Origin of the sequence: Amycolatopsis sp. NBC_01480, from assembly GCF_036227205.1 — a bacterium.
Taxonomy (GTDB): domain Bacteria; phylum Actinomycetota; class Actinomycetes; order Mycobacteriales; family Pseudonocardiaceae; genus Amycolatopsis.
The window spans coordinates 5,905,194-5,920,428 of record NZ_CP109442.1 but is presented as its reverse complement, the minus strand read 5'-3'; the positions used below and the strand labels follow the sequence as shown (position 1 = coordinate 5,920,428).

The 15,235-nt window shown below is 64.9% G+C and carries 10 protein-coding genes and 3 rRNA genes; 8 read left to right on the top strand and 5 right to left on the bottom strand.

What is annotated here, in order from left to right:
* Positions 1-220: 220 nt before the first annotated feature.
* Positions 221-850 (top strand): phosphatase PAP2 family protein, encoded by a 630-nt coding sequence (locus tag OG371_RS28340; protein ID WP_329058272.1) that lies wholly within the window; start codon positions 221-223, stop codon positions 848-850.
* Positions 847-1,590, top strand: coding sequence for a lipoyl(octanoyl) transferase LipB (gene lipB / locus OG371_RS28335; protein WP_329058271.1), 744 nt, complete (start codon positions 847-849; stop codon positions 1,588-1,590). The genes OG371_RS28340 and lipB overlap by 4 nt, the downstream gene beginning before the upstream one ends.
* A gap of 49 nt (positions 1,591-1,639) precedes the next feature.
* Here the strand turns inward: lipB and OG371_RS28330 are convergent, their stop codons facing one another.
* The gene (locus tag OG371_RS28330; protein WP_329058270.1) at positions 1,640-2,572 is read right to left on the bottom strand and encodes an LLM class F420-dependent oxidoreductase; all 933 of its coding nucleotides are present in this window, start codon (positions 2,570-2,572) and stop codon (positions 1,640-1,642) included.
* 14 nt (positions 2,573-2,586) lie between these two features.
* A complete protein-coding gene (locus OG371_RS28325) occupies positions 2,587-3,207 on the bottom strand; it encodes a TetR/AcrR family transcriptional regulator (RefSeq protein WP_329058269.1) in 621 nt (206 codons plus the stop codon).
* A gap of 131 nt (positions 3,208-3,338) precedes the next feature.
* Here OG371_RS28325 and OG371_RS28320 point away from each other — a divergent pair, with 131 nt between their 5' ends.
* From OG371_RS28320 to OG371_RS28295, 6 genes are all read left to right on the top strand, one after another.
* Positions 3,339-3,869, top strand: coding sequence for a hypothetical protein (locus OG371_RS28320; RefSeq protein ID WP_329058268.1), 531 nt, complete (start codon positions 3,339-3,341; stop codon positions 3,867-3,869).
* A 19-nt stretch (positions 3,870-3,888) separates the two neighbouring features.
* Positions 3,889-4,839 (top strand): oxidoreductase, encoded by a 951-nt coding sequence (locus OG371_RS28315; RefSeq protein ID WP_329058267.1) that lies wholly within the window; start codon positions 3,889-3,891, stop codon positions 4,837-4,839.
* A gap of 37 nt (positions 4,840-4,876) precedes the next feature.
* Entirely contained in the window at positions 4,877-5,878 is a 1,002-nt protein-coding gene (gene lipA, locus OG371_RS28310; RefSeq protein ID WP_329058266.1) for a lipoyl synthase, read from the top strand.
* 148 nt (positions 5,879-6,026) lie between these two features.
* Complete coding sequence (locus OG371_RS28305; RefSeq protein ID WP_329058264.1) at positions 6,027-6,671, top strand: DedA family protein; 645 nt, start codon at positions 6,027-6,029, stop codon at positions 6,669-6,671.
* A gap of 53 nt (positions 6,672-6,724) precedes the next feature.
* Positions 6,725-7,594 carry a patatin-like phospholipase family protein gene (locus tag OG371_RS28300; RefSeq protein WP_329058263.1) on the top strand — a complete coding sequence of 290 codons (870 nt, stop codon included), beginning with the start codon at positions 6,725-6,727 and terminating at the stop codon, positions 7,592-7,594.
* 261 nt (positions 7,595-7,855) lie between these two features.
* A complete protein-coding gene (locus OG371_RS28295) occupies positions 7,856-8,908 on the top strand; it encodes a L,D-transpeptidase (protein WP_442875996.1) in 1,053 nt (350 codons plus the stop codon).
* A 1,137-nt stretch (positions 8,909-10,045) separates the two neighbouring features.
* Here the strand turns inward: OG371_RS28295 and rrf are convergent.
* The 3 genes from rrf to OG371_RS28280 form a co-directional block, all read right to left on the bottom strand.
* A 5S ribosomal RNA gene (gene rrf, locus OG371_RS28290) occupies positions 10,046-10,162 on the bottom strand.
* 86 nt (positions 10,163-10,248) lie between these two features.
* Positions 10,249-13,372, bottom strand: a 23S ribosomal RNA gene (locus tag OG371_RS28285).
* A gap of 304 nt (positions 13,373-13,676) precedes the next feature.
* Positions 13,677-15,195: ribosomal RNA gene (locus tag OG371_RS28280) — 16S ribosomal RNA — on the bottom strand.
* Together the 16S, 23S and 5S rRNA genes form the textbook arrangement of a ribosomal RNA operon.
* Positions 15,196-15,235 lie beyond the last annotated feature (40 nt).

The following is a 15,235-nucleotide window of genomic DNA, read 5'->3' as shown; positions in this document are numbered from 1 at the left end:
ATCCCCAGGCGCAGCCACACCGCGCACTGGCACCCGCGCTCTGGACCGGCCCGCAGGCTCACACGCCCCAGCCTCCGCCAACCGATTCCCGGGCGTGGCCACACTGCGCACCGGCATGCCAACCCCAGCCCGGTCTGCCCGGCTCACTGGCACGCCAACCACAACCATCGCCGCGCGCCACCACATCCCCGGTCAATCAGCCACCCCACCAGGTGGCGTCATGATCATCCCCAGAATCCGCTGGCTGGCAACCGGCATCGTCCTCCTGGCCGCCTTCCTCGTCCTCGGCCTCCTGGTCGACCGAACCCCCCTGGCGCTGGACCAAGCCGTCGCGGATGCCTTGCGCGGCCAGGATTCCCAGCCCGCCGGCCAGGTCGCCGGAGTGGTCACGAACGTCCTCGGCCCAGTCCTCCCCATCGTGGTCGGCGTCGCCCTGATCGCGCTCGTACTGCGCAACCGCGCGCACCTGCCGCTGTGTCTGAAGCTCGCGGCCGTCCTCGTGCTCTGCCGGCTGACCAGCGTCGTGTTCAAGCCCGTTTTCCTGCGGCAGCGGCCACGCGAATACCCGGACCTCAGCTACCCGAGCGGCCACGTCGTGTCGGTCGCCTCGGCCGCGCTGGTGGTCGTGCTGCTCGCGGCCTGGCTCGCGCCGCGGCTGGCCAGGAAAGCTGCCGTGGTCGGAGCCGTGATCACGGTGCTCGCGGCCGCCTGCCGGGTCGTGCTGGGGGTGCACTGGGTGACCGACACCGTCGGCGCGGTGCTGGCGGTGCTCGGCGTCGGGCTGGTGTCAGCGAGCGCACTCCGGCTCCTGCCCGTTTCCGGGCGGGACGGGCGTAGCCTCGACGGGTGAGTTCTTCGAGCCCTTCCTGCCGTGCCGCCAGCGAACCCGTCGACGTCCGGGAACTCGGCACGATCGCGTACACCGAGGCCTGGGACCTGCAGCGCGAGGTCCTCGCCGCGCGCGCCGACGACACCGGCCCGGACACGTTGCTGCTGCTGGAACACCCCTCGGTGTACACCGCCGGCAAGCGCACCGAGCCCGCCGACCGGCCCGCCGACGGCACCCCGGTGATCGACGTCGACCGCGGCGGCAAGATCACCTGGCACGGGCCGGGCCAGCTGGTCGGCTACCCGATCCTCAAGCTCGACGACCCGATCGACGTCATGCACTACGTGCAGCGCCTGGAAGAGGCCCTGATCGTCGTGTGCGAGCGGCTCGGGGTGCGCACCGGCCGCGTCGAGGGCCGCAGCGGCGTGTGGCTGCCGGCCGACGACCGCGGGATCGAGCGCAAGATCGCCGCCATCGGCATCCGCATCGAGCGCGGCGTCACCATGCACGGCTTCGAGCTGAACTGCAACGCCGACCTGTCGGCCTTCGACGCGATCGTGCCGTGCGGCATCCGCGACGCCGGCGTCACGTCGCTTTCGGCCGAGCTGGACCGCGACGTCACCGTCGAAGAGGTGCTGCCGATGGCGCGCGAAGCCGTGCTGGCCGCGCTCGAGGGCGAGCTGCCGGTGAACGAGGACCGCTGGCTGCCGCGCCCGGAGGCGCCGAAGGCCCCCGGCGTCACCTTCGCCCTGCAGAACTGACTCGTGAGTGGCTACGACGGTTAGAACCGTCATAGCCACTCACGAGCTTTTACAGCTGGGACGCGACCTCGGCCGCGATGAACTCGATGTGGTCGAGGTCCGCGAGGTCCAGCACCTGCAGGTAGAGCCGGGTGATGCCGGTCTTCTCCCGCCACTGCCCGATCCGGTCGACGACCTCGGCGGCGGTCCCGGCCAGTCCGTCGGCGCGCAGCTGGCCGAGGTCCCGGCCGATCGCCTCGGCCCGGCGGGCCACCTCGGCGTCGTCACGCCCGATCGCCACGGTCAGCGCGACCGACCGCAGGATCTCCTTGGGGTCGCGCCCGATCGCCTCGGCCGCGGCGTCCACGCGGGCGAACTGCGCGGACACCGTCTCCTGGTCGGCGAACGGCAGGTTGAACTCGTCGGCGAAGCGGGCCGCCAGCTCCGGCGTCCGCTTCTTGCCGCCGCCACCGATGATGACCGGCGGCGCGGGCGACTGCGCGGGCTTCGGCAGCGCGGGCGAGTCGACGAGGGTGTAGTTCTTGCCGGAGAACGAGTACTTCTCCCCCACCGGCGTCTTCCACAGCCCGGTGATGATCTCCAGCTGCTCGGCGTAGAGGTCGAAGCGCTCCTTGAGCGGCGGCAGCGTCAGGCCGTACGCGGTGTGCTCGGCGTCGAACCAGCCCGAGCCGAGGCCGAACTCGATCCGGCCGCCGGACATCTGGTCCACCTGCGCGATGGCGATCGCGAGCGGGCCCGGGTGCCGGAACGTGGCGGCGGTGACCAGTGTGCCCAGCCGCACCCGGCTGGTCTCGCGGGCCAGCCCGGCCAGGGTGATCCACGCGTCGGTGGGGCCGGGCAGCCCGTCGCCGCCGCCCATCGCCAGGTAGTGGTCGCTGCGGAAGAAGGCGTCGTAGCCGGCGGCTTCGGTCGTCTTGGCCACGCGCAGCAGATCGTCGTAGGAAGCGCCCTGCTGGGGCTCGGTGAAGATCCTCAAGTCCATGGCCGCCAGCCTAATCAGCTCGCGGCGGGCTGCTCGCTGGTGTCTCCGGGCTGCCGGATCCGCAGCAGCATGCGCACGATGACGTCTTCGATCTGGCCGCTGACCTTCTTCGGGTCGGCCGCGCTGGCGATTTCCGTGGCCGCGCTGGAAAGCGCGCCGAACAGCAGCCGCGCGGTGACGTCCACCGGCACCGGCTCGACCTCGCCGGCGTCCACAAGGGACTGCAGGCCCGAGCGGACCAGGCCGAAGCTGCACTGCTCCTCGGCCTCGCGCCAGCGCTCCCAGCCCATCACCACCGGCGCCTCGTGGATGGCGATCCGCTGGTACGCCGGGTCGAGGCAGCTCCGGATGAACGCGTTCAGCCCGCCGAGCGCCCGTTCCCACGGCGTGCCGGGGCCGGTCATGATCTTCTCGAGCCGGTCGTAGACCAGGCTTTCCACCGATTCGAAAGCGGCTTCGAACAATGCCTGCTTCCCGCTGAAATGGTGGTACAGCGCGCCTTTGGTGACGCGGGCGCGCTTGGCGACCTCGTCGAGCGAGGTCCCCGCGTAGCCGCGCTTGGTGAACAGCTCGACGGCGGACTCGACCAGCGCGGAGCGGGTCGACTCCGAGTAGTCGAGACGTCGGGACCTCATTGTCGGCACGCTCACAACCTTACGCCGGGGGTGTCTCTCCATACCCATGGTATGTTCCTGCTGTCAGGTCCGTACCGGGAGTATGCCGCAAACCTGCGGTATGGCCAGGGTCACGGAAGGGAAGCCAACACATGAGCTGGACCGACTTCTACCGACGCCGGGAAATCCTCGAAGCCGCCATCCGCCACGCGGGGCGCGCACCCGGCGAACCGCTGACGCTGGAGGAGATCCCCGGCGCAGCCGACGCCTTCGGCAGTCAAGAGAACCTGCTGCTGGCCATGCACTACAAGTGGAGCCAACTGCTCGGCGGGCACCTGCGCGCCGAGTTCGCCGACCCGGCCGATGCCGCGGCCGAAACCGTCGACAGCGACCAGGTCGACGCCGTTTCGCGGGCGTGGCGCCGGGCGCAGTCCGAGAACGAAACCCTGCGCGCGGTCCTCGACGGCGCGCAGACGCGGTACCCCTCGCTCGCCCAGCTGCACGAGGGTGAGCTGCGGATGCTGGCCATCACCTCCGGTCTCGCCGAGGCCGGGGAGCCGTCCGAAGAGATCACCAAGGTCGGGCACACCCTGGACGCGCTGGTGCGCGCCGGCGACGCTTGCCCGGTCCGCCGGCGCAGCCCGATGGGCCACCTGATGCGCCTGCTCGCCCCCAGTGCGTGAGGTGTAGTTAGGTAGACCCATGGACCCGCGCTGGACCGAGGCCGACATCCCCGACCAGGCCGGACGGACGGTGGTGGTCACCGGCGCCAACTCGGGCCTCGGCCTGCGCACCGCCGAAGTGCTCGCCGGCCGCGGCGCGCGGGTGCTGCTCGCGTGCCGCTCGGCCGAGCGGGGCGCGACCGCGCTGGAACGGGTGCGCTCGGTCGCGTCCGGAGCCGCGCCGGAGCTGGTGACGCTGGACCTGGCCGACCTGGCCTCGGTGCACGCGGCGGCCGCGGCCGTGCGCCAGCTGACCGGCGACGCCCTCGACGTGCTGATCAACAACGCCGGCGTGGTGGCGACCGCCCGCGGCAAGACCGCCGACGGCTTCGAACTGCAGCTCGGCACCAACCACCTCGGCCACGCGGCGCTGACCTGGCTGCTGATGCCCGCCCTGCGCGGCGGCGTCGGCGCCCGCGTGGTCACGCTCTCGAGCATCGCCGCGATCGGCGCGCAGATCCGCCTGGACGACCCGAATTTCGAGCACCGCCACTACAACCCGGCCACGGCGTACCGGCAGGCCAAGCTCGCCAACCAGGTCTTCGCGCTGGAGCTGGACCGGCGGCTGCGCGCCGAGGGCTCGAAGGTGCTGAGCGTCCTCGCACACCCCGGCTACACCGCGACCGGGCTGAGCGTCGGCATGGCCCGCACGTACGGCAACCGGGCGGTCCGCTCGGCCATCCTGGCCATCCACCACGCGGGCGAGTTCCTGCTGTCCCAGAACGTCGGCCTCGGCGCCCTGCCGGAGCTGTACGCCGCCACCGCCCCCGACATCCAGGGCGGCGACTACGTCGGCCCCCGCGGCCTCGGCGGCGTCCACGGCTACCCCACGAAGGTGCGCCCGGTGCGGGCCGCCGGCAACCCCGTCACCGGCCCCGCCCTGTGGGACCTGACGGCCGGCTTGACCGGCGTCACCCCCGACCCGCGCTAGGCGATCACCGGGGCCGCCCGGGCGTACTGTGGAGGCCGTGACTGCAGCACCTGAAGGGCGGAAGTTGTTGCGGCTGGAGGTCCGTAACAGTGAGACGCCGATTGAGAAGAAGCCGTCGTGGATCAAGACTCGGGTGCGGATGGGCCCTGAGTTCACGGAGTTGAAGGGCCTGGTCCGTCGCGAGGGTCTGCACACGGTGTGTGAGGAGGCGGGTTGTCCCAACATTTACGAGTGCTGGGAGGACCGTGAGGCGACGTTCCTGATCGGTGGTGACCAGTGCACCCGTCGGTGTGATTTCTGTCAGATCGACACGGGTAAGCCGTCGGCGTTGGATCGCTCCGAGCCTCGTAAGGTCGCGGAGTCGGTGCAGGCGATGGGGTTGCGGTACTCGACGGTCACCGGTGTCGCTCGTGATGACCTCGATGACGGTGGTGCGTGGCTGTATGCGGAGACGGTCCGTCAGATTCACGAGCTGAACCCGGGTACGGGTGTGGAGTTGCTGATTCCGGACTTCAACGCTGACCCGGCGCAGCTGGCGGAGGTGTTCGGGTCGCGTCCGGAGGTGTTGGCGCACAATGTGGAGACGGTGCCGCGGATCTTCAAGCGGATCCGTCCCGGTTTCCGGTATGCGCGGTCGTTGGAGGTCATCACCCGGGCTCGTGAGGCGGGTTTGGTGACGAAGTCGAACCTGATCCTCGGCATGGGCGAAACCCCCGACGAGGTCACCGAGGCGATGCGGGATCTGGTCGACGCCGGGTGCGAGATTCTGACGATCACGCAGTACTTGCGGCCGTCTCCGCGGCATCACCCGGTGGATCGGTGGGTGAAGCCGGAGGAGTTCGTGGAGCACTCCAAGACCGCCGAGTCGCTCGGCTTCGCCGGTGTGATGGCGGGACCGTTGGTCCGCTCGTCCTACCGTGCGGGGCGGCTGTACGCACAGACCAAGGCCCACCGCGGCGAAACCCTCCCGGACAACCTCTCCCACCTCGCCACCGAGGGCCCGGCCGCGCAGGAAGCCGCCTCGCTGCTCGCCCGCTGATCACCATCTCGACGAAGGAGGCCCGCTCGAACTCCGAGCGGGCCTCCTTCGTGTCCCAGACCGCACCCTTACGGGCCCGTCCCCTATAAGTCACCCATCCTCCCGTCGACCCACCTGCCAATTCCAAAGAGTCAGTAAAGTGATCCCCATGGCTTTGGTAACGGATCTCCTGAACTGGCTGCAAGGACTCCCGGAACCGGGCCTTGTCGCGGCGGCCGGCGGGCTGGTGTTCGCCGAGTGCACCATCGGGCTCGGCTTCATCGCGCCCGGCGAGTCGGGGCTGCTGATCGCGGCGACGACCGCCACCACGGTGTCGCGATTCCTCACTTTGTGGGCCGTCGTCACGGTGTGCGCGGCGCTCGGCGACTCGGTCGGCTACGCGCTCGGCCGTCGTTTCGGGCCGCGGCTGCGCGAGACCAAACTGATCCGCAAGTACGGCCTGGACGCGTGGGACAAGGCCGCCTCCGTACTCGAGCGGCGCGGTGCCTGGGCGGTGTTCTTCGCGCGCTTCCTGCCCGTGCTGCGGACGCTGACGCCGGCTGCCGCGGGCGCATCCGGGCTGGCGTTCCGCAAGTTCCTGCCCGCGACGGCGGCGGGCGCGTTCTGCTGGTCGCTGGTGCACATCAGCATCGGCGCCGCGCTCGGCGAAGCCGCCAAACAGGTCGAAGGCGCGCTCAGCACCGGTTTCCTGATCATGGCCGTCGTGGTGATCGGCGTCCTGTTGTTCTTCCTGCTGCGGTTCAAGAAACGCAAGGCCCTCGCCACCGAAGAGCCCGCTCGCACGACCGGCTGACCTTGGCCGGAGTCACACCCGCGGGCCCGCTCCCGCTGGTTACATTCGGCGGTATGACGCCACTCGATCTCCCCAGGCCGATCGCGTTCGTCCTCGGCGGGGGCGGCAGCCTCGGCGCGCTGCAGGTCGGGATGCTGCGCGCGCTCGAGGAAGCCGGCGTGCTGCCCGACCTCGTCGTCGGCACGTCCGTGGGCTCGCTGAACGCGGCCGTGCTCGCCCTGCCCGGCGAAGACCGGCTGGAGCGCCTGCGCGGGATCTGGACGCACATGACCAAGCACGAGGCTTTCCCCGGCGGGGTGCTCAGCCAGGTGCGCACGTTGCGGCACAGCAAAACGCACCTGTTCCCCAACACCGGGCTGGAGAAGATCGTCGACGGCCACCTGGGCGCCGGCCGTCGCTTCGAGGACCTCGCGCTGCCGCTCGGCGTGGTGACCACGGACGTCGACACCGCCGAGCCGGTGCTGATCCGGTCCGGGCCGCTGCGCGCGCCGCTGCTGGCGAGCTGCGCGATCCCCGGCATCTACCCGCCGGTCGAGCACGAGGGCCGGCTGCTCTACGACGGCGGCCTCGTCGCCAACGTGCCGATGCGGCAGGCACTGGCCATGGGCGCGAAGTCGCTGGTGGTCCTGGACTGCGCGTTCCCCGGCAAGATGCCCGGCGCACCAAGGACGTTCGCCGAGGTGATGATGTTCACCGCGATGATCAGCATGCGGAACCAGGCGGTGCTGGAGGCCCCGATCGCCGCGAAACGGGCGCCCGTGGTCTATCTGCCCGGTCCGGCCCCCGTGCGGGTCAGTCCGTTGGACTTCACCCGTACGGAGGAACTCGCGGAGCAGGCCTACGGCGCCGCGGCCGGATACCTGAAAAAACTCCAGGTGGACGGGCCCGGGCTTTACGGCGCGCCCGGTCTTGTCACAACGTGATCCACGACACTGCGATGCACCTATCCGCTGCATGGAGCGTCTTGTCAATCGCGTAGTTTTGGAAAAGAAGAAGCCTGCTGGTCCGCGATCCCCCACAAAAGAGACAATATGTTCCCGAAGAAGACTTTACTTTCGGTTGCCGGAGTCCTCGCGGCGACCCTGCTGGTCTCGGCCTGCTCCTCCGGTGGGGACACCGCGGGGACAGCCACCACTCCGGGGGCTCCCGGTGCCGGCTCCAACCAGTCCGCGCCACCGGCCACGGTGTCGATCGAACCGGCGAACGCCGACAACATCAGCCCCACCACCCCCATCGTCGTCAAGGCTGCCAACGGCAAGCTGCTCGACGTGACCGTGACCAGCGCCAAGGGCAAGGCCGTCGCCGGCAAGGTCGCGACGGACGGCCTCAGCTGGACCAACACCGACGTCCTCGGTTACGGCGGCACGTACAAGATCGTCGCCCACGCCCAGGGCACCGACGGCAAATCCATCGAGAAGGACGGCCAGGTCACCACGCTTTCGCCGACCAAGCAGGCGAACGCGAACCTGATCCCCGCGCCGTCCGCGGTGAAGAGCAGCGGTGTCGGCGTCGGCCAGCCGATCGTCTTCAGCTTCGGCGTGGCGGTGAAGGACAAGGCCGCCGTCGAGAAGGCGCTGAACGTCGAGTCCTCGCCGAAGCAGGACGGCAGCTGGTACTGGATGGACGACAAGAACGTCCACTACCGGCCCAAGGTGTACTGGCAGCCGGGCACCACGCTGACGGTCACGGCCAAGATCTACGGCGTCGATTTCGGAAACGGTGTTTTCGGCGCGGAGGACCGCACCGAAACGTACAAGGTGCACGATTCCTGGATCGCCAAGGCCGACGGCAACACCGAGCAGATGCAGATCTTCCACAACGGCAGCATGGTGAAGTCCATGCCGATCTCCATGGGCAAGGACGCCACCCCGACGCACCTGGGCGCGCACGTCATCTCCGACAAGCAGGCGAACTACACGATGGACTCGTGCACGTACGGCGTCTGCCCGCCGGACCCGAAGGCGTACCGCTCCAACGAAAAGTTCTCGCAGCGCATCTCCAACGACGGTGAGTTCGTCCACGAGAACCCGAACAGCGTCGGCCAGCAGGGCAGCTCCAACGTCTCGCACGGCTGCATCAACCTGAACGCCGCCAACGCCGAATGGTTCTTCCAGAACTTCGGCCTCGGCGACGTCGTGGAGGTGACCAACTCGGGCGGCCCGCAGCTCCCGGTCTGGGACCTGTACGGCGACTGGTCCAAGTCCTGGACCGACTGGCAGAAGGGCTCCGCCCTGTAAGACTCTCTTTTTTGGGGCAGGCCACGAGAAAGGCGCCGGAGCGAGTTGGCTCCGGCGCCTTTCTCATGTGCTCGCCCGCTCGAGCCCCTGCCGCTCTTGCTGCCGCTACCCCTGACCCCTGGCCAGAAGACCCCCGTGTGACGGCACCGCTCACGAGTCGAGAAGTCGCCTCACGCCGCCCTGTTACCTGGCGCCGCCTTCTTGGCCTGCAAGGCCTTGTTGCTTTGCGTCGCCCTCTTGCCTCGAGCCGCCTTGTTGCCCTGGCGCCGACTTTGTTCCTCGAGCCGCCCTGTTGCCTGGCACCGCCTCGTTGCCCTGGCGCCGCCCTGTCGCCTTGCGCCGTCCTGTTTCCTCGAGCCGCCCTCTTTGCCTGCGCCGCCCTGCTGCTTGCGCCGTCTTCTTGCTTGCGCCGCCCTGTTGCCTTGCGCTGTCTTCTTGCCTCGCGCAGCCTTGTTTTCCTCAAGGCGCCTCCCCAAGCCCACCCGACACCGCAAGCGGCAGCACGGCCCAACCGCAAGCGGCAGCAGGACCCGCTCCACGGCTGCGGCCGGGCTGTCACAGTCCTGTTGTTGGCCGGCGCACCATCCCTGCTCTGCCCTATTGGCTCCTAGCAGTGCAAGCCGGCACACCTGCCTTCAGCGCGCCGTCGGCAACTGGGGTCCAGAGACAAGCCACAGCCACATTCAAGCGAGCAGCCTCCTGCGAACCAACCCCCGAGAGCAGCTGCGAACGGACCCCGAGCGGCCCCGGACCGGCCACAGCCCGTGCCGCCGAGCGGCGGCATCCCCGTCACTGAGCGGCCGCGAGCCAGCCCAGAGCGGGGCCAACCCAAGCGGCTACAGATGAGCGGACGCGGGCCAGTCCAGAGCGGCCACAGACCATCCCCCCGGCGGCCGGCCCGAGATCTTGCCGCCGGCCATCCATTGATCTTGCCGTCCGCCGGCCATCCATTCCTCTGAGGCGGCCGCAGACCGGCCTTCGAGCGGTCCGCCTGATCTTGCCTTCGACCTCTAGTCCTTTTTGGGGAGGCCCGCTTTTTGCCACGGGCCTATTCCGGGAAAAAGGTGCTGAAATAGCAGTAGGGCCCCGGGAGAATCGTTGGAGGTTCTCGACCGGGGCCCTACTGTTTCACGTTGAGTTCGGCGGCGTCCTACTCTCCCACAACCCTTCGGTTGCAGTACCATCGGCGCTACCAGGCTTAGCTTCCGGGTTCGGAATGGGACCGGGCGTTTCCCTGGCGCTATAACCACCGAAACACTACGAAACAACACACACCCACCCCATACTTCAGGGTGTCGGTGTGGTGTTTCAGAGCTGTAGAGTGGATGCGTAACATCTTCGTGGGCAAGTCCTCGGCCTATTAGTACCAGTCAACTCGACAACACATTACTGTGCTTCCATTTCTGGCCTATCAACCCAATGGTCTCTTGGGGGCCTTAACCCACATGGGGTGGGATACCTCATCTTGGAACAGGCTTCCCGCTTAGATGCCTTCAGCGGTTATCCCTTCCGAACGTGGCCAACCAGCCATGCCCCTGGCGGGACAACTGGCACACCAGAGGTTCGTCCGTCCCGGTCCTCTCGTACTAGGGACAGCCTTCCTCAAGTATCCTACGCGCGCGGCGGATAGGGACCGAACTGTCTCACGACGTTCTAAACCCAGCTCGCGTGCCGCTTTAATGGGCGAACAGCCCAACCCTTGGGACCTACTCCGGCCCCAGGATGCGACGAGCCGACATCGAGGTGCCAAACCATGCCGTCGATATGGACTCTTGGGCAAGATCAGCCTGTTATCCCCGGGGTACCTTTTATCCGTTGAGCGACACCCCTTCCACCAGGTGGTGCCGGATCACTAGTCCCGACTTTCGTCCCTGCTCGACATGTCTGTCTCACAGTCAAGCTCCCTTGTGCACTTGCACTCAACACCTGATTGCCAACCAGGCTGAGGGAACCTTTGGGCGCCTCCGTTACTCTTTAGGAGGCAACCGCCCCAGTTAAACTACCCATCAGGCACTGTCCCTGAACCAGATCATGGTCCGAGGTTGAGATTCCCAATTCGACCAGAGTGGTATTTCAACAACGACTCCACAGTAACTAGCGTCACCGCTTCACAGTCTCCCACCTATCCTACACAAGCCGAACCGAAAACCAATACCAAACTATAGTAAAGGTCCCGGGGTCTTTCCGTCCTGCCGCGCGTAACGAGCATCTTTACTCGTAGTGCAATTTCGCCGGGCCTGTGGTTGAGACAGCCGGAAAGTCGTTACGCCATTCGTGCAGGTCGGAACTTACCCGACAAGGAATTTCGCTACCTTAGGATGGTTATAGTTACCACCGCCGTTTACTGGCGCTTAAATTCTCAGCTTCACCCCCGAAGGGATTAACCGGTCCTCTTAACGTTCCAGCACCGGGCAGGCGTCAGTCCATATACATCGTCTTGCGACTTCGCATGGACCTGTGTTTTTAGTAAACAGTCGCTTTCCGCTGGTCTCTGCGGCCACCCACCCCTAGCCTGTAAAAAGCTTCAGGATGTTTGGCCCCCCTTCTCCCGAAGTTACGGGGGCATTTTGCCGAGTTCCTTAACCACAGTTCACCCGATCGCCTTAGTATTCTCTACCTGACCACCTGTGTTGGTTTGGGGTACGGGCCGTGCATGCACTCACTAGAGGCTTTTCTCGGCAGCATAGGATCACTCTACTTCGCCTCAAACGGCTACGCATCACGTCTCAGCCTCATGGAACACGGATTTGCCTATGTTCCGGCCTACACGCTTACACCAGGACAACCATCGCCTGGCGGAGCTACCTTCCTGCGTCACCCCATCGCTTGACTACTACGAAATCAGGTCCCACGCTCCACACACCCACCTAAGCCCGAAGGCTTCGCTGAGCGGCTTTGGGTGGTTAGTATCAAACGCCTCGTCATGGGCGCACATGCTCGGGTACGGGAATATCAACCCGTTGTCCATCGACTACGCCTGTCGGCCTCGCCTTAGGTCCCGACTTACCCTGGGCGGATTAGCCTGGCCCAGGAACCCTTGGTCATCCGGCGGCAGAGTTTCTCACTCTGCATTCGCTACTCATGCCTGCATTCTCACTCCCACACCCTCCACGACTCGTTCACACGGCCGCTTCCCTGGATGCAGGACGCTCCCCTACCCATCAACACGACTACACAAGGACTTCAAGAGTCCAAGCGGATCTATTGTGTCAATGACACAGCTTCGGCGGTGTGCTTAAGCCCCGCTACATTGTCGGCGCAGGACCACTTGACCAGTGAGCTATTACGCACTCTTTCAAGGGTGGCTGCTTCTAAGCCAACCTCCTGGTTGTCTGGGCAATCCCACATCCTTTCCCACTGAGCACACACTTAGGGGCCTTAGCTGGTGTTCTGGGCTGTTTCCCTCTCGACGACGAAGCTTATCCCCCGCCGTCTCACTGCCACACTCTCACACCACGGTATTCGGAGTTTGGTTGATTTCGGTAACCCGGTAAGGCCCCTAGACCATCCAGTAGCTCTACCCCCGCGGTGAAACATGTGACGCTGCACCTAAATGCATTTCGGGGAGAACCAGCTATCACGGAGTTTGATTGGCCTTTCACCCCTACCCACAGCTCATCCCCTCAGTTTTCAACCTAAGTGGGTTCGGGCCTCCACGACGTCTTACCGTCGCCTCACCCTGGCCATGGGTAGATCACTCCGCTTCGGGTCTAGACCACGCGACTATATTTCGCCCTATTCAGACTCGCTTTCGCTACGGCTACCCCACACGGGTTAACCTCGCCACGCAGCACTAACTCGCAGGCTCATTCTTCAAAAGGCACGCCATCACCTTATTACGGCTCTGACGGCTTGTAGGCACACGGTTTCAGGTACTCTTTCACTCCCCTCCCGGGGTACTTTTCATCTTTCCCTCACGGTACTAGTCCGCTATCGGTCTTCAGGAAGTATTTAGGCTTACCGGGTGGTCCCGGCAGATTCACAGCAAATTCCACGAGCTCGCTGCTACTCGGGAACACCACCAAAAACCACAACACAAGCTTTCGCGTACGGGGCTCTCACCCACTCCGGCCCGCCATCCCAAGCGGTTCCACTAACTCATGCGTGACTTCGAAAAAATGTCAGTTTCTTCAAGGTGGGTCCCACAACACCGACTACACAACCCCTGACAGGTATCACATGCAATCGGTTTAGCCTCTTCCGCTTTCGCTCGCCACTACTCACGGAATCACGGTTGTTTTCTCTTCCTACGGGTACTGAGATGTTTCACTTCCCCGCGTTCCCTCCACACCGGCTATATATTCACCGGCGGGTAACACCACATCACTGGTGCTGGGTTTCCCCATTCGGAAATCCTCGGATCACAGCTCGGTTGACAGCTCCCCGAGGCTTATCGCAGCCTCCTACGTCCTTCATCGGCTCCTGAAGCCAAGACATCCACCATGTGCCCTTAACAACTTGACCACAAAGATGCTCGCATCCACTCTACAGTTCTCAAACACCACACCAGAAACAACAGTGTGTTGCCTCAGGACCCAACAGCGTGCCAATGAACACCCGACAACCCGAGCTAACGAAACAAACTTTCCACGCGACACCCGAAGATGCTGCAGTACTTGCTTGAACCTCACTCACCATCGCCGGCGATAACCAGTAGTTCCACAATTCCTTGAGCAAGCTCGGCAACACCACAGGCGGGTGTTAAACCGTGCCCACTCCACACTCGGTTCCGGGTATCCCGGGAGTGTGGATGTGTTGTGCTCCTTAGAAAGGAGGTGATCCAGCCGCACCTTCCGGTACGGCTACCTTGTTACGACTTCGTCCCAATCGCCAGTCCCACCTTCGACCACTCCCTCCCTTACGGGTTGGGCCATGGGCTTCGGGTGTTACCGACTTTCATGACGTGACGGGCGGTGTGTACAAGGCCCGGGAACGTATTCACCGCAGCGTTGCTGATCTGCGATTACTAGCGACTCCGACTTCACGCAGTCGAGTTGCAGACTGCGATCCGAACTGAGACCGGCTTTAAGGGATTCGCTCCACCTCGCGGTATCGCAGCCCTCTGTACCAGCCATTGTAGCATGTGTGAAGCCCTGGACATAAGGGGCATGATGACTTGACGTCATCCCCACCTTCCTCCGAGTTGACCCCGGCAGTCTCCCACGAGTCCCCGCCATAACGCGCTGGCAACGTAGGATAAGGGTTGCGCTCGTTGCGGGACTTAACCCAACATCTCACGACACGAGCTGACGACAGCCATGCACCACCTGTACACCAACCACAAGGGAAGCCCCATCTCTGGGGATGTCTGGCGCATGTCAAGCCCAGGTAAGGTTCTTCGCGTTGCATCGAATTAATCCACATGCTCCGCCGCTTGTGCGGGCCCCCGTCAATTCCTGTGAGTTTTAGCCTTGCGGCCGTACTCCCCAGGCGGGGCGCTTAATGCGTTAGCTACGGCACGGACAACGTGGATGTCGCCCACACCTAGCGCCCAACGTTTACAGCGTGGACTACCAGGGTATCTAATCCTGTTCGCTCCCCACGCTTTCGCTCCTCAGCGTCAGTATCGGCCCAGAGACCCGCCTTCGCCACCGGTGTTCCTCCTGATATCTGCGCATTTCACCGCTACACCAGGAATTCCAGTCTCCCCTACCGAACTCAAGTCTGCCCGTATCGACTGCACGCTGAAGGTTAAGCCTCCAGATTTCACAGCCGACGCGACAAACCGCCTACGAGCTCTTTACGCCCAATAATTCCGGACAACGCTTGCACCCTACGTATTACCGCGGCTGCTGGCACGTAGTTAGCCGGTGCTTCTTATCCAGGTACCGTCACTTGCGCTTCGTCCCTGGCGAAAGAGGTTTACAACCCGAAGGCCGTCATCCCTCACGCGGCGTCGCTGCATCAGGCTTTCGCCCATTGTGCAATATTCCCCACTGCTGCCTCCCGTAGGAGTCTGGGCCGTGTCTCAGTCCCAGTGTGGCCGGTCACCCTCTCAGGCCGGCTACCCGTCGTCGCCTTGGTAGGCCATTACCCCACCAACAAGCTGATAGGCCGCGGGTTCATCCTGTACCGCCAGAACTTTCAACAACCCCCCATGCGAGGAGATGTGATATCCGGTATTAGACCCCGTTTCCAAGGCTTATCCCAGAGTACAGGGCAGATTACCCACGTGTTACTCACCCGTTCGCCACTCATCCCCGGCCGAAACCGGATCAGCGTTCGACTTGCATGTGTTAAGCACGCCGCCAGCGTTCGTCCTGAGCCAGGATCAAACTCTCCAACAATGAACAGTTCGATCGAGACCATTTTCTCAATCATTCTCAA